At 45.0% G+C, this 20151-nt stretch carries 14 protein-coding genes and 1 pseudogene; 6 read left to right on the forward strand and 9 right to left on the reverse strand.

The window, feature by feature from the left end; translation table 11 throughout:
• Window positions 1–242 (reverse strand): annotated as a pseudogene (locus G3R49_RS16315) (cystathionine beta-synthase); the annotation flags it as partial.
• 787 nt (window positions 243–1029) lie between these two features.
• On the opposite strand from G3R49_RS16315, the gene G3R49_RS16320 reads away from it, so the two are divergent.
• Window positions 1030–3372 carry a Tex family protein gene (locus G3R49_RS16320; protein ID WP_167870377.1) on the forward strand — a complete coding sequence of 781 codons (2343 nt, stop codon included), beginning with the start codon at window positions 1030–1032 and terminating at the stop codon, window positions 3370–3372.
• A gap of 223 nt (window positions 3373–3595) precedes the next feature.
• Here the strand turns inward: G3R49_RS16320 and G3R49_RS16325 are convergent, their stop codons facing one another.
• Window positions 3596–4033, reverse strand: a complete 438-nt coding sequence (locus G3R49_RS16325) for a YHS domain-containing (seleno)protein (RefSeq protein ID WP_130600451.1) — start codon at window positions 4031–4033, stop codon at window positions 3596–3598.
• 429 nt (window positions 4034–4462) lie between these two features.
• On the opposite strand from G3R49_RS16325, the gene G3R49_RS16330 reads away from it, so the two are divergent.
• Window positions 4463–6376, forward strand: coding sequence for an LTA synthase family protein (locus G3R49_RS16330; RefSeq protein ID WP_242620410.1), 1914 nt, complete (start codon window positions 4463–4465; stop codon window positions 6374–6376).
• 35 nt (window positions 6377–6411) lie between these two features.
• On the opposite strand, the gene G3R49_RS16335 is transcribed toward G3R49_RS16330, so the two are convergent.
• Together G3R49_RS16335 and bioH are read right to left on the reverse strand one after the other, a co-directional pair.
• Window positions 6412–6927 carry a hypothetical protein gene (locus G3R49_RS16335; protein ID WP_167870379.1) on the reverse strand — a complete coding sequence of 172 codons (516 nt, stop codon included), beginning with the start codon at window positions 6925–6927 and terminating at the stop codon, window positions 6412–6414.
• A 132-nt stretch (window positions 6928–7059) separates the two neighbouring features.
• Entirely contained in the window at window positions 7060–7890 is an 831-nt protein-coding gene (gene bioH / locus G3R49_RS16340) for a pimeloyl-ACP methyl ester esterase BioH (protein ID WP_167870380.1), read from the reverse strand.
• Between the two features lie 48 nt (window positions 7891–7938).
• Here bioH and G3R49_RS16345 point away from each other — a divergent pair, with 48 nt between their 5' ends.
• Window positions 7939–8823: a ComF family protein gene (locus G3R49_RS16345; RefSeq protein WP_210147253.1), complete on the forward strand. Its 885-nt coding sequence runs from the start codon at window positions 7939–7941 to the stop codon at window positions 8821–8823.
• A gap of 42 nt (window positions 8824–8865) precedes the next feature.
• Here the strand turns inward: G3R49_RS16345 and G3R49_RS16350 are convergent, their stop codons facing one another.
• Window positions 8866–11451: a M14 family zinc carboxypeptidase gene (locus G3R49_RS16350; RefSeq protein WP_167870381.1), complete on the reverse strand. Its 2586-nt coding sequence runs from the start codon at window positions 11449–11451 to the stop codon at window positions 8866–8868.
• A gap of 203 nt (window positions 11452–11654) precedes the next feature.
• Here G3R49_RS16350 and nfuA point away from each other — a divergent pair, with 203 nt between their 5' ends.
• Window positions 11655–12230, forward strand: a complete 576-nt coding sequence (gene nfuA, locus G3R49_RS16355) for a Fe-S biogenesis protein NfuA (protein ID WP_130600461.1) — start codon at window positions 11655–11657, stop codon at window positions 12228–12230.
• 201 nt (window positions 12231–12431) lie between these two features.
• Entirely contained in the window at window positions 12432–13001 is a 570-nt protein-coding gene (locus G3R49_RS16360) for a prepilin-type N-terminal cleavage/methylation domain-containing protein (protein ID WP_167870382.1), read from the forward strand.
• A gap of 174 nt (window positions 13002–13175) precedes the next feature.
• Here the strand turns inward: G3R49_RS16360 and G3R49_RS16365 are convergent, their stop codons facing one another.
• The 3 genes from G3R49_RS16365 to G3R49_RS16375 form a co-directional block, all read right to left on the reverse strand.
• Complete coding sequence (locus G3R49_RS16365) at window positions 13176–14246, reverse strand: PepSY domain-containing protein (RefSeq protein WP_130600465.1); 1071 nt, start codon at window positions 14244–14246, stop codon at window positions 13176–13178.
• A gap of 277 nt (window positions 14247–14523) precedes the next feature.
• Window positions 14524–16509: a S9 family peptidase gene (locus G3R49_RS16370; protein ID WP_245335390.1), complete on the reverse strand. Its 1986-nt coding sequence runs from the start codon at window positions 16507–16509 to the stop codon at window positions 14524–14526.
• A gap of 136 nt (window positions 16510–16645) precedes the next feature.
• Window positions 16646–17986 (reverse strand): MATE family efflux transporter, encoded by a 1341-nt coding sequence (locus G3R49_RS16375; RefSeq protein WP_167870383.1) that lies wholly within the window; start codon window positions 17984–17986, stop codon window positions 16646–16648.
• Window positions 17987–17998: 12 nt separating this feature from the next.
• On the opposite strand from G3R49_RS16375, the gene G3R49_RS16380 reads away from it, so the two are divergent.
• On the forward strand, window positions 17999–19054 hold the full coding sequence (locus G3R49_RS16380) for a polysaccharide deacetylase family protein (protein WP_130600469.1): 1056 nt from the start codon (window positions 17999–18001) through the stop codon (window positions 19052–19054).
• Between the two features lie 44 nt (window positions 19055–19098).
• Here G3R49_RS16380 and G3R49_RS16385 read toward each other — a convergent pair whose 3' ends face one another.
• Window positions 19099–20121 carry a chemotaxis response regulator protein-glutamate methylesterase gene (locus G3R49_RS16385; RefSeq protein ID WP_167870384.1) on the reverse strand — a complete coding sequence of 341 codons (1023 nt, stop codon included), beginning with the start codon at window positions 20119–20121 and terminating at the stop codon, window positions 19099–19101.
• Window positions 20122–20151: the final 30 nt, after the last annotated feature.

Consider the following 20151-nt stretch of genomic DNA (forward strand, 5'->3'; position numbering starts at 1 on the left):
TTGCTGTTATTGATTTGACCGTGGACACCATCAAAGATGGCGGTCACTGTGTCGTTTTTCTTGTGACACATTAAGCAGGAGTCTGCCCCTTTAGAGGAATATTTACCTTCGCTGAACTTTTTAACCAAAGTGGCCTCTAACTGTTCAGCATCTAGATTTTTCCACGGTGTTGCGTGGGCACTGCTAACCAGGCCAAGGCCAAGTAGGGCAGTAACTGCGAGTGATTTAACGATTGATTTCATGGTGCATTTGCCTATAGGTCTATAGCAATACGAAAAGCGTGTACTTTGTAATGGCTATATATTAAGAGATAAATGCTAAAAACCTGGATTGTTACAATATGGGCGACCTTTTTTGTTTGCTTGCGCAGAATAATATCCAAAAAGTGATATAAACCACATTTTGGAATGGTCGATATTGAAATTGTAAAGGTAGGCGTTTTTAAGTTTTAATTAATATATTCAGTAGCTTGTGTGCGAAGTTTTATTTGTGTTATTTAATGCATGTAACTGTTGGGTGAGGCAAATGTTAAGGAATGTATCTCTAGCTATAAAGAGGTATTTTTGATGCTGGTTATTAACTTTCAAAATTGTGATCTAGTTGGCTGGCTGCTTGTCTATATGTCGAACAATACCTTCAAGCGTGCGCATTAAAATTACGCTTAAACCCTTACTACAACTGGTTTTAATGAGAGTGGTTGTTATTTGTAATTAGTTTTCATTTGGCTTCTACATGCTGGCTAGTTAACTGACTATTACAGCTAAGAACTGTCATTAACTGCCCAAACTATTGAGCTGTATCTGCGAGTTGTTACTAAAGTTATCACCTAAACTATCGGCTACTTTATACCCAAAAGCTGAGTTAAAGCTTAAACCTTGTCGCTTGCCAAGTGCGCCAAATTAAACTGATGTAACTCTAGGTCACTCTTTTTACTAAAAAGCGCAGGTTTGGCTATAGAGGCGGGTTAATTTATTAGCTTTGTCTGTGCTATCTTTTACGCCACTATTTCACGAGACATTCTTTTTATATATGCAATCTATCTCGCACCTAATTGCAACTGAGTTGCAAGTTCGTCAGCAGCAAGTTGAGTCTGCAATCGCCCTCTTGGATGATGGCGCAACCGTGCCGTTTGTGGCGCGTTATCGTAAAGAAGCAACTGGCGGCTTGGATGATACGCAACTGCGTCAATTAGATTCACGCCTGACCTATTTACGTGACATGGAAGATCGTCGTCAGGTGATTTTGTCGAGCATTGAGGCGCAAGGAAAGCTAGCCCCAGAGTTAAAGCAAGCCATTTTAAGCGCAGATAGTAAAACCCGATTAGAAGATTTATACCTGCCATATAAGCCAAAGCGCCGCACTAAAGGGCAAATTGCGATAGAAGCGGGCATTGAGCCTTTGGTTGATGATCTGCTGCAAGATCGCAGTGCAGATATTGATGCAGTAGCAGTAAACTATCTCAATGAGCAAGCAGGCTTTGCAGATGTGCAGGCAGTAAAAGACGGTGCACGTTTTATTTTGATGGAACGCTACGCAGAAGATGCGGAGCTTATTGCCAAAATCCGTAAGCATCTAAACTCTCAAGCTCAGCTTAAAAGCCGCATGGTGAAAGGCAAAGACAAAGAAGGCGCTAAATTCCGCGATTACTTTGAGCACGACGAAGCCATTACTAAGGTGCCATCTCACCGTGCGCTGGCGATGTTGCGTGGCCGCAATGAAGGCGTGTTAAGTTTGTCTCTGAATGCCGATCCTAACTATGAAGGTGAGGGCAGCTACTGCGAAGTAATTATTGCTGAACACTTTAATCTTAAGTTTACTGACTCCAGTGTTGATCAGTGGCTAAAACAAGTGGTTAATGGCACCTGGCGCATTAAGATTGCGCTGCAGATGGAAACTGAGTTTGTTAGCAAAATGCGCGAGCAAGCAGAAGTTGAAGCGATTAATGTATTTGCCCGCAACCTTAATGACCTGTTGATGGCCGCACCTGCAGGCGCCAAAGCGACCATGGGCTTAGACCCAGGGTTGCGTACTGGCGTGAAAGTGGCGATTGTCGACACCACAGGCAAGCTAGTGGCTCACACGACTATTTTCCCTCATGCACCGCAAAATCAATGGGACAAATCACTGCGTACCTTAGCTAATTTAGTCGGCATGCATAAGGTTGATTTAATTGCTGTGGGTAATGGTACTGGCTCGCGTGAGACAGATAAGTTAGCTAGTGAGCTAATGGCGATGGTCAAAGACAAGCAGCCCCAATTAAACAAGGTGATGGTAAGCGAGGCGGGCGCATCTGTGTACTCAGCATCAGAATTTGCCGCCAATGAGTTCCCAGATTTAGATGTCTCTATTCGCGGCGCGGTATCTATTGCCCGCCGTTTGCAAGACCCGCTTGCTGAGTTGGTTAAAATTGAGCCTAAGTCAATCGGTGTGGGGCAGTATCAGCACGATGTTAGCCAAAGTCAGTTATCCCAGTCACTTGAAGGTGTGGTTGAAGATTGTGTTAACCGCGTAGGCGTAGATGTAAACATGGCGTCAGCACCACTACTTGCACAAGTGGCAGGCCTTAATAAGACACTGGCGAAAAACATTGTAGATTACCGTGACCAAAATGGCCGCTTTAGCGAGCGCAAGCAACTGCTAAAAGTGACCCGCTTAGGCCCTAAAGCTTATGAGCAAGCCGCTGGCTTCTTGCGTATCCCAAATGCGCAAAACCCACTTGATGCCTCTGCTGTGCACCCTGAAGCTTACAGTGTAGTCGAGTCGATTGCTGCGGATAAACAGCTGCCTTTGGCCAAATTGATTGGTGATAGCCAAACCTTAAGCGCTATTGATGCTAAAGCGTACGTAACCGAGCAGTTTGGTTTGCCGACTATTAGTGACATCTTAGCCGAGCTAGATAAGCCTGGGCGCGACCCACGTGGTGAGTTTAAAACTGCGGCGTTTAAAGAAGGCGTTGAAACCCTAGCTGATCTAAAACTCGATATGATTTTAGAAGGCGTGGTTACCAATGTGACTAACTTTGGTGCTTTTGTCGATGTCGGAGTGCATCAAGATGGTTTAGTGCATATTTCATCGCTAACTGACAAGTTTGTAAGTGACCCACACACCATAGTGAAAGCGGGTGATGTGGTGAAAGTGAAAGTGATGGAAGTGGACATTGAGCGTAAGCGTGTTGGTCTAAGTATGCGCTTAGATGATAAAGCTAGCGCTGCCAAATCTGCCGCAAAACCTGGGGCGAAAACAGGTGCCAATAAGAGCAAACCTCAGCATAAAGCTCATGGTAAGAAGTCTAACTATAAGGCGCAAAAAGCCCCAGCCAACGCAGCCATGGGCAATGCCTTTGCTGATGCGTTTGCTAAGCTGAAGAAGTAAAAAGCCCAAAGAAGTAAAATCTGGCGAAGTAGCAAGCCAGATTGCTTATGCAATCAGTACAATAAAACGGCCGCTAATTAAATTAGTGGCCGTTTTTAGTTTTTAGGATCTGTGTTTTCTAAGCTCAGTGTTTCTAGGCTCAGCGTTAGTGCTATAGCTCTGTGCATTTGCTATGACACTTGCTTTAGTTGTTGATGTGTTTGACTGAGAAGTATGTAATCTCTTACTTGCTGAGCTTTTCCTGCCAGTGGCCGTCAGCTTCTTCAATAAACTGCACTTTATTCTTTAACCAGTTCTCACGCACGCTGAGGCTGTAGTTCAAGTACAACTTGTCTTGAAATACAGTGAATGCTTCAGGATCTGTACTGACAACAAAACCACTACTCATCGCATAAGCGCAGTAGCCACCATACTGCGGCGCATACTTTTCTGGCGTTTTATCAAATAAGGCTTTGTGCTGTGCAGAGGCGAAATACCACTGATTGCCATTATAACTGCTGGCAAAATCGCTGGAGCCTTTCACTGCTTTATCTTGAGTGAAATACGCGACAACATCATAGCCATTTACCGCTACACCTTCGTCGTTATAAACAGGCTCCTTAGCCAAACTGGTACAGCCCATTAATAATAGTGCGATAAATCCGATTAGTAGTTTGTTCATTGTTGCCTCATAAATTTACTTACCTGCAAAACTAGACCAGAGTTCACACAATAAAATTTCAGTTTAGATGCATTGATTGAATTCTTAATGTTGTAACTGTATCTTAACCGAATTGTAATCATTATGTTGTAGTTGCGGTGTTGTAACTGCCTTGTTTCAAGTTTTACGTTGCAAGATGTGAGCGGCGAAACAGTGATTACACCTAACAGCTGAAACCATACCTGGCTGCTCATAAGTGCTCATATATAAATAATGAATAGCAGCTAATTGGTCTCAGCATAATAAAAACGATAGTTTGCTGTACTTTTACTCTGTCTTGGAGATCTTATGCTGCTTGGTAATAAACCCAGCACTGTTGCCTTTGGTGACAGTCCTTCGCGCAACCCGTTTGCCGTTATTTTCTATTTTGCCATTATCGCTCTAACTGTCATGACCGTGAGCCGTTTAGGTTTAGCGTTTTTGTATGCCGATCGTATAAGCGAAGCTGATGGTTGGCTGCATTTGTTTACCCAAGGTCTAAGGGTCGATTTTGCATCACTTTGCTGGGCTTTTGGTATTGCAGCTTTAGGTACAGCTTTATTCTCTGGCGATCATCTAGTAGGCCGAGTATGGAACTGGGTTTTGAGAATTTGGTTAGTGGCACTTTTGTGGTTAGTGGTGTTTCTTGAAGCGTCGACACCGTCGTTTCTAGAAGAGTATGGGTTTAGACCTAACCGCTTGTACGTGGAATACCTAATTTATCCAAAAGAAGTGTTCTCTATGCTGTGGACGAGTCGCAAGCTGGAGATGATTTTATCCGGGGTGATAACGGTGCTTACTCTTTGGGCTGGTTGGCACTTGTCTGGAAAATTTACCAGCAAACTCTCGTTCCCTAAATGGCACTGGCGACCAGTTCTCGCTATTTTAGTCATTGCAGTGTCCCTGCTTGGTGCGCGCTCGACTTTAGGCCACAGACCGCTTAACCCCGCACTGGTGTCATTTTCTAGCGATCCGTTAGTTAACTCTTTAGTGGTCAATTCAAATTACTCACTATTCTTCGCGATTAAGCAAATGAGTGGTGAAAAAGATGCCAGCAATGTTTATTCAAGTATGCCGACTCAAGACATTATTGATATTGTGCGCCAAGAAAGCGGCCGCCCAGCAAGTGCGTTTGTTTCTGAGTCTATTCCTACACTGACATATAATGAGGCAAGCTATCAGGGTAAACCAAAGAATTTAGTGATTATTCTGCAAGAGAGTATGGGCGCGCAATATGTTGGTAGTTTGGGCGGCTTACCACTAACGCCGAATATCGATGAATTATCTAAAGAGGGTTGGTTTTTCGATAACCTCTACGCCACAGGTACTCGCAGTGTGCGCGGTATTGAGGCCGTTGTCACAGGCTTTACGCCGACACCTGCGGCTGCGGTAGTGAAGTTAGGTAAGAGTCAAACTGGCTTTTTCAGCTTGGCAGAGTTTCTAGCTGACAAAGGTTATTCGACCCAATTCATTTATGGCGGTGAAAGCCATTTCGATAACATGCGCAGTTTCTTTTTGGGTAACGGCTTTACCGAGATTGTTGATCAAGATGATTATCCAAACCCAGCCTATGTCGCCTCATGGGGCGTGTCAGATGAAGATTTACTGTTTAGAGCTCATGAAGAATTTGAGCAGAAGCATCAGCAAGGTCAGCCTTTCTTCAGCTTAGTGTTTACCTCAACCAATCATGAGCCATATGACTATCCTGAGGGGCGTATTGAACCTTATGAAGAGCCAGCGTTTACGGTCAAAAATGCGGTGAAATATGCAGACTATGCTGTGGGTGAGTTTTTCAAAAAAGCTAAGCAAGCCGATTATTGGAAGGACACTGTATTTGTGATAGTTGCCGATCACGATAACCGAGTTGGTGGTAATAATTTAGTGCCCATTCCGCGTTTTCGTATTCCGGGGCTAATTATTGGTGGCGGCGTTGAGCCCAAACTTGATGAACGCGTTGTGAGTCAAATTGATATGGGGCCTACATTGCTATCGCTTATCGGTGCATCTGGCAATTATCCAATGCTGGGGCGTGATTTAACCAAACAGCCGCAAGATTGGCCTGGTAGAGCCTTGATGCAGTACGGGCAAAACTTTGGCTTGATGGAAGGTAATCAGGTGACTATGTTGCAACCTCAGGGCCCGGCAGAAACCTATACTTATGAAAGAGACACTGAACAGCTAACGAGTTTACCTGTGGATGAGCAACAAGCTGAAAGAGCATTGGCATGGATTCTTTGGGGCAGTCATGCCTATAACAATTATCTGTATAAATCCCAGGATTCGACATCTGAATTAAGCGAAAGCAGTCAGGTGTTAGCTAAATAAGCTCAGGTTAGACAAGAGGGTTAAACAAGTGCGCCCTAAATTGTCGCGCTAATGTTGGCAGGCAAGCTGGTAACAGTTTGCTGCTGATAAAAGCTCTGCACGTGCTGCGCTAGCTGCTTAATCACCTGCGGAGATTGCCCGCGCAAGTTTTGGCTGTTCAATTGCCGCTGCGCAGGCGCTTTTTGCTGTGATTGCGGGTTTTGATTTGCGACAAAAATATCTTTTCGCTGCAGTGCTGGTGCATTACGGTTGGCTTTTAGAGCTCTGGCCTGCGCTTGCGCTTTCGCCACTAATGGGTTGTGTTTGGCCGCTTGTTGCTGCGCCCCTTGCTCTTGCGACTGCTGTTTGGCTGATTGCTGTTGTTGTTTCTCAGCGATGCTGTGGGCTGGAGCTCGTTCATGTTGCGGGTTAAAAGCGCGCTCTTCGTGGCCTTTGGTCGGCTCTTGGGGAGGAATGATTGGTGGTCTTTGCTGATTATCCGTGCGTGCAAGGTCTGTCGCAACATTGCTGGTTGCGATTGGCACCTGAGGATAATTGGTATTAATCAGCATAAATGTTTGCTCACTTAGCCAAAGCTAACTTAATTCAAACTTGTACTTCGCTTAAATTATAACCAAATATTTGCTTGGATACTACAGAATAGCTGCGCGTTTGTAGCTAGTTAACTTTGTGTTTGTAGCCAGTTAAGTTTGTGTTTGTAGCCAATTAGCTAGCTCAGATTCAAACTCTTCGGCATGAGAAATAAACGGCGCGTGGGAGGCTTTAGCAAAGCTAATATCTTTGATGTTAGGACGCGTTGTTAGCATAGGCACCATTTTAAAAGGCACTAAACCATCTAATTTTCCCCACAGTCGCAGCCATGGCTGATCAATTCGCTCAAGCTGCGCGCGTAAGTCCACCTCAGCTAAAAACGTCAGCCCTATGCTCAAAGCTTGTGGGTTAGGTAAAGGCTTGGCTAAAACCAGTTGCTTTAGTTGCTTGATGTCAGCCTTTGCATGAGGGCTGCCCATGGCCTGAATTGCCAGGAACTGCTCTACCGTTTTGGCTAGGTCTTGTTGTAGTGAGTGAGAGAATTGCTTTAACACTTTCGTCTGTATGCCAGGCCAGCTTCGCTCATCTTGTTGCTCACGCGCCATAAAGCAAGGTGATGAAGCCACAGTCACTAGTGCGCTAACTGAATCTGGATGGTTAATTGCAATATGGCTTGCCAGTAAACCACCTAATGACCAGCCTACCCAAATCGCATCTTGTGGTAATTGATTGACTAAGGTTTGTGCCCAGGCGGCGAAACTTTGTTGATTAAACTCTTGACCTTCGAATTGGCTGTCACCAAAACCAGGCAAATCGACCAAATGTACTCTATAGTTTAATTGCGTTAAGGCTTTTGCAAGGCGGTTGAATACCGCGCTGTTTACGCCCCAACCGTGCAGTAATATCACATCTTTTCCCGAACCTATGCTTTCAATTGCAAGTTGTGGGGTTAAAGCAGAGTGTTGCTGAGACTGTGTTGGCATAAAATAACGCTCGTATTTCAAGGAAGAGATAAGGTTAAGGGCTAATGTATGGACTCGCATGTATCGGAAGAAAGCCGCACTATCGCCAAGATATTTGCCAACAGAGTGACTAAGGGATTAACCAAAGGTTGGCGTCAACTCAGTTATTGGCTTCGCGTTAGTTTACCCAACCGCTGCATGCTGTGCCAGCAGCAGATTGAATCTGTCAGTTCAGCGCATCATCTGCATCAACCCCATTCTCACCAAGTGCACTTACACTCCTCGCATTTTCACCCGTCGCAATCATATAAGCTTGGCAGCGGGATTTGCCATGAATGCCTCAGCGCTTGTCGCTATCAGTATGATGCATGTTTAGGTTGTGGTTACGAGCTCACAACGACCGCTGATTATTGTGGTAAGTGCCAGCGAACCATGCCGATTCCGGTTGTTGCGCCTTGTAGTTACCATGATGGTATTGCGCCGCTTATTACCGCGATAAAGTATCAACAAAACTTTGCCGCACTCGATGCTTTAGTTGAGCTGTTAGCTGCAAGAGTTGAATATTTGCTGAGCTGTGATCTGATCAAACTACCACAAGTACTGATCCCGGTACCACTGCATCAAAATCGTCAGCGCCACCGAGGTTTTAATCAGGCACATATGATTGCCGAAAAACTTGGTGCTAGGTTGTCAATTCCAGTAATAGACGATTGCGTTATTAAGGTGCTCGATACACCGCCACAAGCTCAGCTAGACGGTAAGCAGCGCCGGCAATTGAACGCAAAAGCCTATCAAGTTGTTGGCGAGTTATCGATGCAGCGAGTGGCGATTATTGATGATGTGGTAACGACTGGGAGCACAGTAGAGGCGATTGCAGATTTACTCTATACCAAAGGTATTTATTGTCAGGCTTGGTGTCTAGCAAGGGCTGAAGCGCCCTTGCTCAAGTTTTAAAAAGGCTGATTTTAGTAACCGATTTAGCAAGCGGATTTTAAGCTAACGTAAGCCACCTGGCATAAAGTACAGCGCGTTTGCGTAAATCTTCTCGCTGCCGAGCCAAATATTACGAAATACCAGGTTGTCACTTAACGCAACTACTGCACCTTTACCTTTACGCTCAACCACAATGGCACCCTGATTCGAAAACGCGCCCTGGTATTCTTTCGCCATATAGCCACTCTTCAACACATTATCGCTATAACTCGCGGCAAGAGTAAAAGGTGTCGTGACTGTGCTAAATGCCATTGGGCGATTCTTTAACACCGACAATGGCGAGCTTAAACCAAAGTTTATTGGGTGTGATAAATCAAGATCCAGTGACACAATTGCGCCGCCAATAGATTGCTTGGCGCGCAGCTCGCTGCGCTGATTGAAGTTAAGACCTTCGGTATCAAAAAGTTTGCGATAAAAACCAGTAGATTGGGGTTTAGCATCTAATAGGTTATGGGCATCAAGCCATCTTAAGGCGCGCTTTTGCGCCACAATCACACCGCCGTCTTTGACAAAGCGCTCCAATTTGCTGGCGGCTTGGTCACCAAAGTGATTTAGGCTACCGTCAGCGATATAGATGTGGCTGTAACGGCTTAAGTCGCTTTCAAGCAGGCGATCTGCATTGATCATCGACAGTGGTTGTCCGAGCGTTTTGTCCATGTAATACCAAATCTCACCCGATTCAGTTGAGCTGACGCTGCGACCCGTGATTAATAGTGGTTTTACTTCGGCGATGTATTTAAAGTCATCGCTGCCTAAATCCATATTGGTGTTCGCCATCGCTGTAGTGACAGCTACCACTTCAAGTCGCTGCTTATCGACCAGCTTGGCTACCGTCTCTAGTAGTGCTTGTGATGTTAACTCAGGTTGCTTCACTGGTATTTGCAATGTTCCTGCACCAAAGCTGCGCTCGCCTGCTGCAGTGTTGATGGCAAAGGGCTGACTGGCGAACTTCACTTTTATCTTTGCCTTATGCAGTTGGCTAACTAGCATCGCGGCTCCTGACTGTTGCCAGTCAATGAGTAGGGCAACCGTATTTTCGCGCCATGGCTCAGTAGCACTGCTCCATGGCGCGAGCGTATCGGTCAATTGTTTTTGGCTAATGGCAACATTGGTTACGCTAGCTAGATCAAAGGCCGCGCTCATATCCCAGCTCGATACATCGTAGAAGGTAGCATCTTCAAATTCAGTACGCTTATCAAATAAGGCTTTTACTAAATCAGATTGTGGTTGCTTAACAGGAATGAACAGGCTGTCTTGTGGCAAGTATTGATGCTGAGCATGCTGCTGAGTTTGCTTTAAATAGTGGAATTGAATTTGATGCTGCTCGAGCAAGTTTGCAAGCTCAATAAGTCGCAGCGAGTCACCTTTAGTTGATACTAAGCGGCCTTTAGGTTTGCTGGCAGTTTTAGTTTGCTTACCTTGATAAAAATCTCTTTGGTAATCCACTAGCTTTGTTTTTAGTGCCATTGCACCTTTTAAGCTAGAGATTGAGGTAGTGAATTGATTGTCGATGGCATGACTAAAGGTAAGCAAGCCCGAATCTGTATGTTGCTGCTGCCCTCTAGCACTAGCTTGCTCGAACAGTACACCAATGGCGCCATTAATGTCTGGGTAGGTTGAGCCTTTGCCGTAAAAGAAGTCATCAAATCTTTGTTTAGAAAAGTACACCTGTTTTACTTCATCGAGTGCTTTACGGTGGAAGTTAGCTAGCTCGTTGGTCAGCTGTTGATTTTTATCCTGGGTTAATGGGTGCACGCGAGTTGGCACCCCTGGTTGGAAGAAGTAAGAGCGATTGTGTCCCATCTCGTGAAAATCACCTACGAGATGTGGCTGCCATTTATGGAAAAATGCTACTCGCCCCTGACTTGAGTCATGGCGTAAGAAAAGCCAGTCGCGGTTCATATCAGCCCAGTAATGGTTGCCACGGCCACTAGGCCAATTTTGTTTGTGCTCTCTATGCTGTGGATCGCTTACCAGAGTTTGTCCACGATGATTGTTAGCCCAGGTCGAGAAACGATCGAATCCATCTGGATTCTGTACTGGCGTGATAAGAACGATAGCTTGCTCTAATAATTGTTTTACCCAGGCATCGTTACTGGCGGTTAAGTAGTGGCTGATAGCCATTGCCGCGTGTGCTCCGCTAGGTTCATCACCGTGAATAGAGTAGGCAAGCCAAATCACCAGTGGTGCCTGACTTTCGTCGCCTTGTTTTACTTTGGCGCGTTGAGCCAGTATCTGCGCTAGGTTTTGTTGATTAGATTTACTGGTGAGCACCAGAGACAGCTGCTCTCGGCGCTCGGCGCTGAAGCCTGCAGTGTCTAATGATGTACGCTCACTTTGCTCATCAAGTTTACGCAGGTATTGATTGATTTGGTCGTGGCGTAGATGCCACTCGCCAAGTGAGTAGCCTAAGTGTTGTTCAGGCGTAGTGATCGTTTGATCAATTGCCGAGTTGGCTAACAGCTGATTAATGCGTGTATCGCTATTGGCTTGGACAGCTGCGACGCCAAAAAGTAGAGTTACGGCAAAAAATGAGCGAATAACATGAGAAATACACTGGTTTGCTAATTGCTTAAGATTAATACTCATTACCTGCCCATCACTGAGATATTTGTTATTAATTATGAGCATAACCATACTGCTATTAACCTGAAACTACCATTAAGAAATGCGATATGGGCTATATTTTCATCGCCAAGTTGGCTTAAGGGCTACAAAGCCATGGCAACTAGGAGTATCATTAGCCTAATTCTTACTAATTCACTCAGGTATCCCCTGACGGAGCACGTTTTATGATCAGCATTACCGAAGCCGCTCAAGCTCATTTTGTTAAGCTACTGGCAGATCAACCAGAAGGTACGCACATTCGTGTGTTTGTGATTAGTCCAGGTACAGCTCAAGCAGAGTGCGGCGTTTCTTACTGTCCACCTGATGCCGTTGAAGCTGACGATACTGAATTACCATTTAATGGTTTCAGCGCTATGGTTGATGAAAAAAGCGCGCCATTTTTGGAAGAAGCATCAATTGATTTCGTTACCGACCAACTGGGTTCGCAGTTAACGCTTAAAGCGCCAAACGCCAAAATGCGTAAAGTGGCTGACGATGCACCACTTGCTGAGCGTATTGAGTACATTATTCAGTCTGAGATTAACCCTCAGCTAGCTAGCCATGGTGGTAACATCATGCTGGTTGAAATTGATGAAGGCACTGCAGTGCTGCAATTTGGTGGTGGCTGTAATGGTTGCTCACAAGTTGATATCACTCTAAAAGATGGTATTGAAAAGCAGTTACTAGAACGCTTTCCGAATGAGCTAACTGGCGTGCGCGACGTAACTGACCATCAGCACGGTGCTCATTCTTACGCTTAATTGCATTGGTAAGCTCAGCAATAACTCGCTGAGATAATTATAAAAACCGCCAGTTGGCGGTTTTTTTGTGGCAGATCACGTTCGTTAACTTATGAGCGTAATATGCTAATCTTATTATATGGATGTTTAATAACCTTAACTCTGAATAAGGAAGTGTTGAGACCTCTAGTACAGAGTTCAGGTTAAATTTAAGTAGGTGCAATGAAATCTAGGCAAGATGTTGAGCGCGGCTTTACCTTAATCGAGCTTGTTGTCGTTATCATTATTTTGGCGGTGATAGCAGTGATTGCTGCGCCTAAGTTTCTCGATGTGAAGCGTGATGCTGAAATTAGCCGCGCTAAGGCTGTCGCTGCAGCGTATCAGCAGTCAGTGTCGTTTGTGCACACGCGCTGGCAAATGTTAGGTATTAACACCTTTACTAATGATTTGCCCGGATTTGGTAATGATGATTTTGATGTCAATGCTAATGGATACCCATTAGGTATCGACAAGGGCAACCCTATGGGGCAGCCTGATAATATCGGCCGTGGGCAACAAGGCTGCATTGATTTGTGGAATAACCTACTTACTGACCCACCAAGCGTATCGCGTAATGATGATGGTAGTGACTACCAGTCTTATCGTCATCAGGATGATAACTCTAATTCTGGTCATGCTTCGCAATGTACTTATGTGCTGCGCACATTGGGTGAAACTCGTGGGCGGCGCAATGCCGAAATCAAAATTCAATATGACTCAGTTGGCGGAACGGCGAAGCTGATTGTTCAGTAATAAATGATTGGTAAGTTTATGTAGCTGTTAAGCGGGTGAGATCTCATGCGCTTGCACTAGCCTGTTAAAGGCTCTCCTATTGCAGCCCTTATCTGTACCTCAACAAATTAGCTATATCCCAATAAAAAGTGGCTCACGGAGAGCCACTTTTTTATTTATATATTACTTTCTCAATCAGCTTTTACGCTTTTTAAAGGTGCGGCGGTAGAAGGTAACAGTACTAAACAGCAAGATAACTGTGCCCACAACTGCAATCAGGGTAATGAAGATTGAGTAGCTAAGCGGCATGTTCATCGCATCATGCAGAGGGCGAACAAAGGTTGCTACACGACCGCTTAAGTCACGCTCACTGTGTTTAAGCTTTGAGGTCATGGCGCCTGTATCAAAGTTCATTGCGATATTGTCAGCGTTACGTAACCACACACCACTATGCTCGTCAAAACGTACGTTATAGCGCAGAGGTTGCGGCTTTGGCTTTTCACCGTCTTTTGGTTTTTTAGCGCGCTGCTTGCTGACACTCACTAGGTCTGATTCCGGCCATTGCGCTTGTGCTAGGGTCAGCTGACTATGCCAATCTTTCGCCGTAGCAGTTGGGTATTGCATTTCCACTGCTGGCGTGTGTTTTAGTGCACCAAACCATAGGCCTTTATAAGTAATTAAAAAGCCTGAAATACATAAGATAAATAGCGGTACTGAAATAAATAAGCCCAGTTGAATATGGCTTTTTACCAGGCTGCTTGAGCGGGTGTTACTTGGAATAGACTGTTTAAGGCGAAAGCCTTTACGTACTCGCCACCACAGGTAAATACCGACTAGGGTGATCACGCCACCTAATAAAGATGCGATGCCATTGGTGTATTTACCAAAATCATCCAGCAAGAAGTTACGGTGCAGCCAGAAAATGGTGCTGTAAAATGGTATTTCCCGCATGTTGTAATCGCCAATTTCATTGAGCTCTTGGTCAAGGAAAATAGCTTTACCACGGGTGCTGGCTTGTAGATAAGGACGATATTCAGTTGGGAAGTTCACCGAACTCATTTCAGGGTAGCGCTCAAAAATTGCCGCGACAGATTGAGCTTTTTGCTCAGTTGTCATAGGTGCGTAAACCTGACCTTTATCATCAATACGTTTTAAAATATCCATAGCACCGAGATAAACCCCGGTGGACAGGACGATTAACATGGTTAAGGTGATGACAAACCCTACCCAGTTATGGAACCACTTTAGCGCTGCGACAATGTTCATATTACTACCTAGGTTATTCTGATTATTCCCAATATGAATCAGTAATTAACGAGACTTGTGGCAATCCAACCACAATAAATTCCGAGAATGATAATTACTCCTATTTGTGTGTTCAATTAAAGAAGTGTAAAGATTGGCTTTATTTACTTAAGGTGTTAGTGAGATCACACAAGTATCAAGCTGTTCTTGCTTACTTGGGCTGTGTACAAGGGAAATAAAATGGCCTGGTCAGTGACCAGGCCATTTCGCGAATCTTGTTTAATAGACTCGCAGCGAACTACAGCTGGGTCGTGGACTTTAGGTTTTCAGCTAGAAAGCGTTCCATTGCCTTAAAGGTGGCAACTCGATTTTTATTGTTGGTGAGGTAATGAGTGCCGTTTTTCAATTCGATATACTCTACGTCCTTATTATGCTTTTTGAGCGCGTCGTACATGTCTTCACTGTGATCGACTCGCACCACGCGGTCTTTTTCTCCGTGAATGAGTAACACAGGTACGTTGACATTTTTAGCATGATAAACAGGCGAGTTTTCGTAGAGCACGTCAAAGTCATCACCAATTTGTTTTTTGACTATGTCATAGCTGGTGTAATTGCGATGATTTTTGACTAAATCTTCCACATCCATTACCCCACCAAAACTGACCGCACACTGGTAGAGGTTATTAGTGGTTGCCACTTCCATCAAGGCTGCATAGCCGCCATAACTGGCGCCCACAATACAAATGCGTTTAGGGTCAGCAATGCCTTGCTCGATTGCCCAGCGAGTCGCATCCTCAACGTCGGTTTGCATTTGCTGGCCCCATTTGGCAATACCGGCTTTCATAAAATCAAAACCATAGCCTGCTGAGCCGCGAAAGTTCATTTGCAGTACGGCATAACCCTGGTTTGCAAAGAATTGACTCCAATTATCAAAACCACCATTGCTGAAGCTAATTGGTCCGCCGTGAGGATGAACAATTAATGGCAAGTTTTTAGCTTCAATGTTTTTTGGTGTTGTTAAGAAGGCTTGGATTTCTTGGCCATCTCTTGCTTTGTAAAAGTGGCTGTTAGTTTCAGCCATTAGCTCTGGTGGCAGTGCCTGGTAGCGATAGGCAAATGGCGCTAGGTCTTGGGTATCGCGATCACCAAAGAAGAAGGTGCCAGATTCTGTTTGGTTGGTGGTAAGTAGAATATAGCGGCGGTTATCATCACTTAAACTGATAATCTCGTTATTAAAATCAGGTAGTGCTTTGTCTAGACCATTGGCGAGTTTTGTTAGGTCGTTGTCCCAGAAGGTGTAATCAGAGTCATCACCATCGGTAAAGCCAACGACTTTCTTTTTCGCCCGCGAATAGACAAGTGATGGGTTTACATCACGACCATCTCGGCTAAATACTAGTTCAAGCTTCAGTTCAGGATCGCGCAGATCAACTTTAGATAAGGCCTTATAACCATCAACGTAGGAATTGACGTATAAGATGTTTGGGTCGTGATCAAAGCCTACTGGCCAAATTACGTTCTCTTCAAATGCCTCAAACTCCCACAGCACTCGCATATCGCCTTTGTTCTCAGATTGCTCATAGATGCGATAAGCAGTGTCATCGCGGTAGATACCAATACGTACAGTGTGCTGACGGTCGGTTATCCAATCCCAGACATCGCGGCGAGATGGTTGTACCCAGTGCGAGCGTCCGCCAGCTAAGTTTACCTTCATTACTGATGGATATTCCGGCGTATTACCCATGCCGCGAAACTGCATCAGGATATGCTCGTCATCTTCAGGCAGGTAATCAATCACGTTAGATTGAAATTGTGGTATCCACTTAAAGCGCTTCATTACTGACTTTTTCAGCACATTACTCATCTTCTTTTCTGTAAGTGAGTACTTAACCAAGCGTGATTCAGTTACTGGTGTGCCATAGCGAGTTGCTGGGAAGTTGGCTTTTACCAGCAAAATATCGTTATTTGCCCAAGTTAGATTGGTAATGCGAAAACGTTTGTTGTCGGTGCGAATAGGGTAGATTTGGCTTTTATCAGCCACATTAAAAATGCTGATTACGCTGCCTGGCTCTTTGCCATCTAAGCGCTGCACAAAGGCAATATGATTTCCATCAGGGGAGAGTCTTACATTACTTACATCCGGAAGACTTCCAAAGGCCTCTGCTGGGAGTTGTTGTACAGTTTGGTTTGATGTGGGTTGCTCAGCATGAGCGATTTGAGTGTGATAAGCGCACATAACTGTGCTGGCTATTGCTGCCAATAACCCAAGGAAGTTCCGTTTCATATTACTCCACTTTTTTCATATTTATGAATTGCTTACTTTATTTGGTTTGGCAGTAAGATTCAATCGCATGATGCACGGTATCGGTAAGATTTCTAAAATATATGGTGTTGTAGGTTCACGATTTATCTTGCAGAAATTACCCTTGCAGCTGATGCCTGAGTCGCAGCAGGTAGTGAGCACCTAAGCTTATGCTTCGCATTAACATAAAAGCAGCTAGAGCAAGCCAAAGTGCGTGATTGCCCATGTCTTTTAGCAAATACCACAGCGGAAAGTAGACACCAAAAGTAGCGAGCATCATGCTGTTGCGCATAATCTTGCCTTTGGCTGCGCCAATATAAACGCCGTCAAACAGGTAGCAATTAAATGCGACAATCGGCATCAATACCAAGTAGATACTGTATTGCATCGCGGTGGTTTGCACTTGCTCTATATTGGTGAGCATGGCAATCAAGGGCTGCTTAAACAGTAAAAAGCTGCAACTAAACAATATTGCTGTCAACGCCGACCAAAAAAATGCGAGTGTGACTGAGTCGGTCATCAATTTAGGTTTTTTTGCGCCATAAGCTTTACCTACTTCAGCTTCAGCGTAGTATGCTATGCCGTCTAGGGCGTATGAGATCAGCAATACTAGGTTGAGCAGCACCGCATTGGCAGCAATGGTATTATCGCCAATACCTGCCCCGTAAAACACCATAAAACTAAACGCGGCTTGTAAGCATAAGCTGCGAATAAAGATATCGCGATTGAGTGACAACAGTCCTGACATACCTTTAAAGCGGCAATATTTAATGAGTTGCTGCCATGAAAATTGTTTATCGAGCAGGAGTTGCTGGCGCACTAGTGTTGCTGCCACGGCAAAGGCACTAATGTCGGCGCACACCGATGCCCAAGCTGCCCCTTGTACCTGCCAGCCAAAGCCGATGACAAACAATAAATCGAGTGCGATATTGACCGAGTTGGCAATAATCAATTGCCACATGGCTGCTTTTGGTGCCTGGCGCCCCAGCAACCAACCTAGTAGCACTAAATTGAGTAGTGCAAAAGGAGTCGACCAGATACGAATTTCGACATATTGCTGCGCATAAAACTGTACCTTGTCGCTGGCATCACTTAAGCTCAGTGCCAATTCAAGCAAGGGTTGTTGCAAAATAATGGCGCATATACCCAGAATGATGGCAATCAAACTGCCTTGCGCTAATAATTGTTGCTGTGCCGCATTATCATTGGCGCCATAAGCTTGGGCGACCAACCCTGTGGTCGACATGCGTAAAAAGCCAAGCAACCAAATAATCAAAGTGAGCATAGTACTACCTAGCGCCACGCCGCCAAGGTAATATGCGTGCTCTAGATGACCAATGACCGCTGTATCAATCAGTCCAAGTAATGGGACAGTGATATTAGACAAAATCATCGGTGTCGCTAGCAGCAGGAGCTGGCGATTCTTTTGGCGGTCGAACAAAATAGACGTTACAGACATAGGGTGAAAGTCATGCTCAAAAAGTTAGGTTTATTGCTTTGCAGTATTGGTATGCTGCTGAGCTATTCAGCGCATGCGGTGGTTATTTTACAGTATCATCACGTCTCTGACACTACACCTAAAAGTACCAGTGTTACCCCAGCGCAATTTGCCGAGCAAATGGCGTATCTGGCAGATAATGATTTTAATGTTGTTAGCATTACTGATGCCGTTGAAGCTATTAAATTTCGCAAGGCGATGCCAGCTAAATCGATTGTGATCACCTTCGATGATGGCTATGACAATATAATCAACAACGCTGCGCCGATTCTTGATAAATACCAGTTTCCTTATACTGTATTTGTTGCAGCTGAGCCCATTGCTGCGGGTTATAAAGGCATGATGAGTTGGCAGCAAATTCGTGAGCTTGCCCAAGGCGGCGCGACGATAGCTAACCACACTTGGGAGCATGAGCATTTAATTCGTAAGCTTGATGGTGAAAGTGATTCACAATGGTTGCAGCGAGTTGAGAAGAGTATTGTTGATACTGAAGAGAAAATCCTCAAAGAAACTGGGCAAAGCGTGAAAATGCTAGCTTATCCTTACGGAGAATATAACAGTCAAGTGGCAAGCTTGATAAAAGATCTTGGTTATATTGGCTTTGGTCAGCAGTCAGGCGCAGCTGGCCCACATTCAATTTTAACTGCGCTGCCGCGTTTTCCTGTGGCACATGCTTACGCTGATATTAACGAGCTGAAAGTGAAGTTTACTAGCTTGAATATGCCCGTAATTACCCAAAACAAAACCGATCCGCTTTTAGAGCAAGGTCAGTGGCGACCTAGGTTAACGGTCAAATTAGATATGAGTGATATCCATCCTCATCAGTTGATGTGTTTTGTGCAAGGGCAGGGTGCAAACAAGCCTGAGTGGTTGAATGAAGATGAGTTTACGATTCAGGCGGTGACAGACTTACCTGCGGGGCGCTCGCGATACAACTGCACTGCACCGAGTAAATCAGGTAAAGGCTACTATTGGTTTTCTCAAGCCTGGGTTAGACCTAAAAATGATGGTACCTGGGTTGCAGAATAAGTTCTAGCGTTTGTTTAGCACCAATCAAATCTCAACTTTATGAGCTACTCAATTGCGAGTAGCTCAAATAGCTTAGGTGCAATGTCTTCTAAATTGAGTTGCTCATTGCAGGCTCCCAATGCCACAGCTGCTCCAGGCATGCCCCATACAACCGAGGATGCTTCGTCTTGAGCAATTGTATAGGCTCCGGCTTTATTGAGCTTAAGTAAGCCTTTACTGCCATCTTGCCCCATGCCTGTAAGCAACACACCGACCGCAGACTTAGCCTGTACCTCAGCGATACTGTCAAACAATACATCTACAGAAGGTTTATGGCGGTTAACGGGATCACTGTCGATGAGCTTACAATAAGCAAACCCTAGGCGCACATCTATGGTGAGGTGTTTATCTCCGGGGGCTATATAGGCTGTACCAGGAGTGAGCATTTCGCCGCCTTGAGCTTCAATAATCTCAATTTCACAGTTGCTGTTAAGCCGTTTCGCGAATGAGGCGCTAAAGACTGGCGGAATGTGCTGGGCAATTAAAATAGGTGGGCAAGTGAGCGGCATTTGCTTTAGCAAATATTGAATTGCCTCAGTGCCTCCAGTTGACGCGCCAATGGCTATCAGGCGGTTATGAAAACGTTTGCGTGGAGGCTTTATCGGCGTTTTATGCTTGGGCTTAATTTGATATTTAGCCTGGCTAGCTCCGCGAACCTTATGTACCAAATAGTGGTGGAACTGAGTTAAATCTTGTGGCTGATTGTTTTTGGGTTTGGCAATAAAGTCTACCGCGCCTAGCTCCATCGCCTCTAAGGTGACAGCTGCACCTTTCTCGGTTAACGATGACACCATCACCACAGGCATTGGCCTTAGGCGCATTAGGTTACGCAAAAATGCCAGCCCATCCATTTTGGGCATTTCTACATCTAGAGTAATGACGTCAGGATTAAGCTTTTTAATTTGCTCGCGGGCTTGATAGGCATCTTCAGCAGTGCCAACCACCTCAATATCTTCAGCCTGCTCCAGCATATGGCTCAGCAGTTTGCGCATAAGAGCCGAGTCGTCAATGACTAGCACTTTGATCATTTTTTCGCTCTCCTATGGTTGCTGCACCGC

Source organism: Shewanella sp. WXL01, from assembly GCF_012263345.1.
Lineage (GTDB): Bacteria > Pseudomonadota > Gammaproteobacteria > Enterobacterales > Shewanellaceae > Shewanella > Shewanella maritima.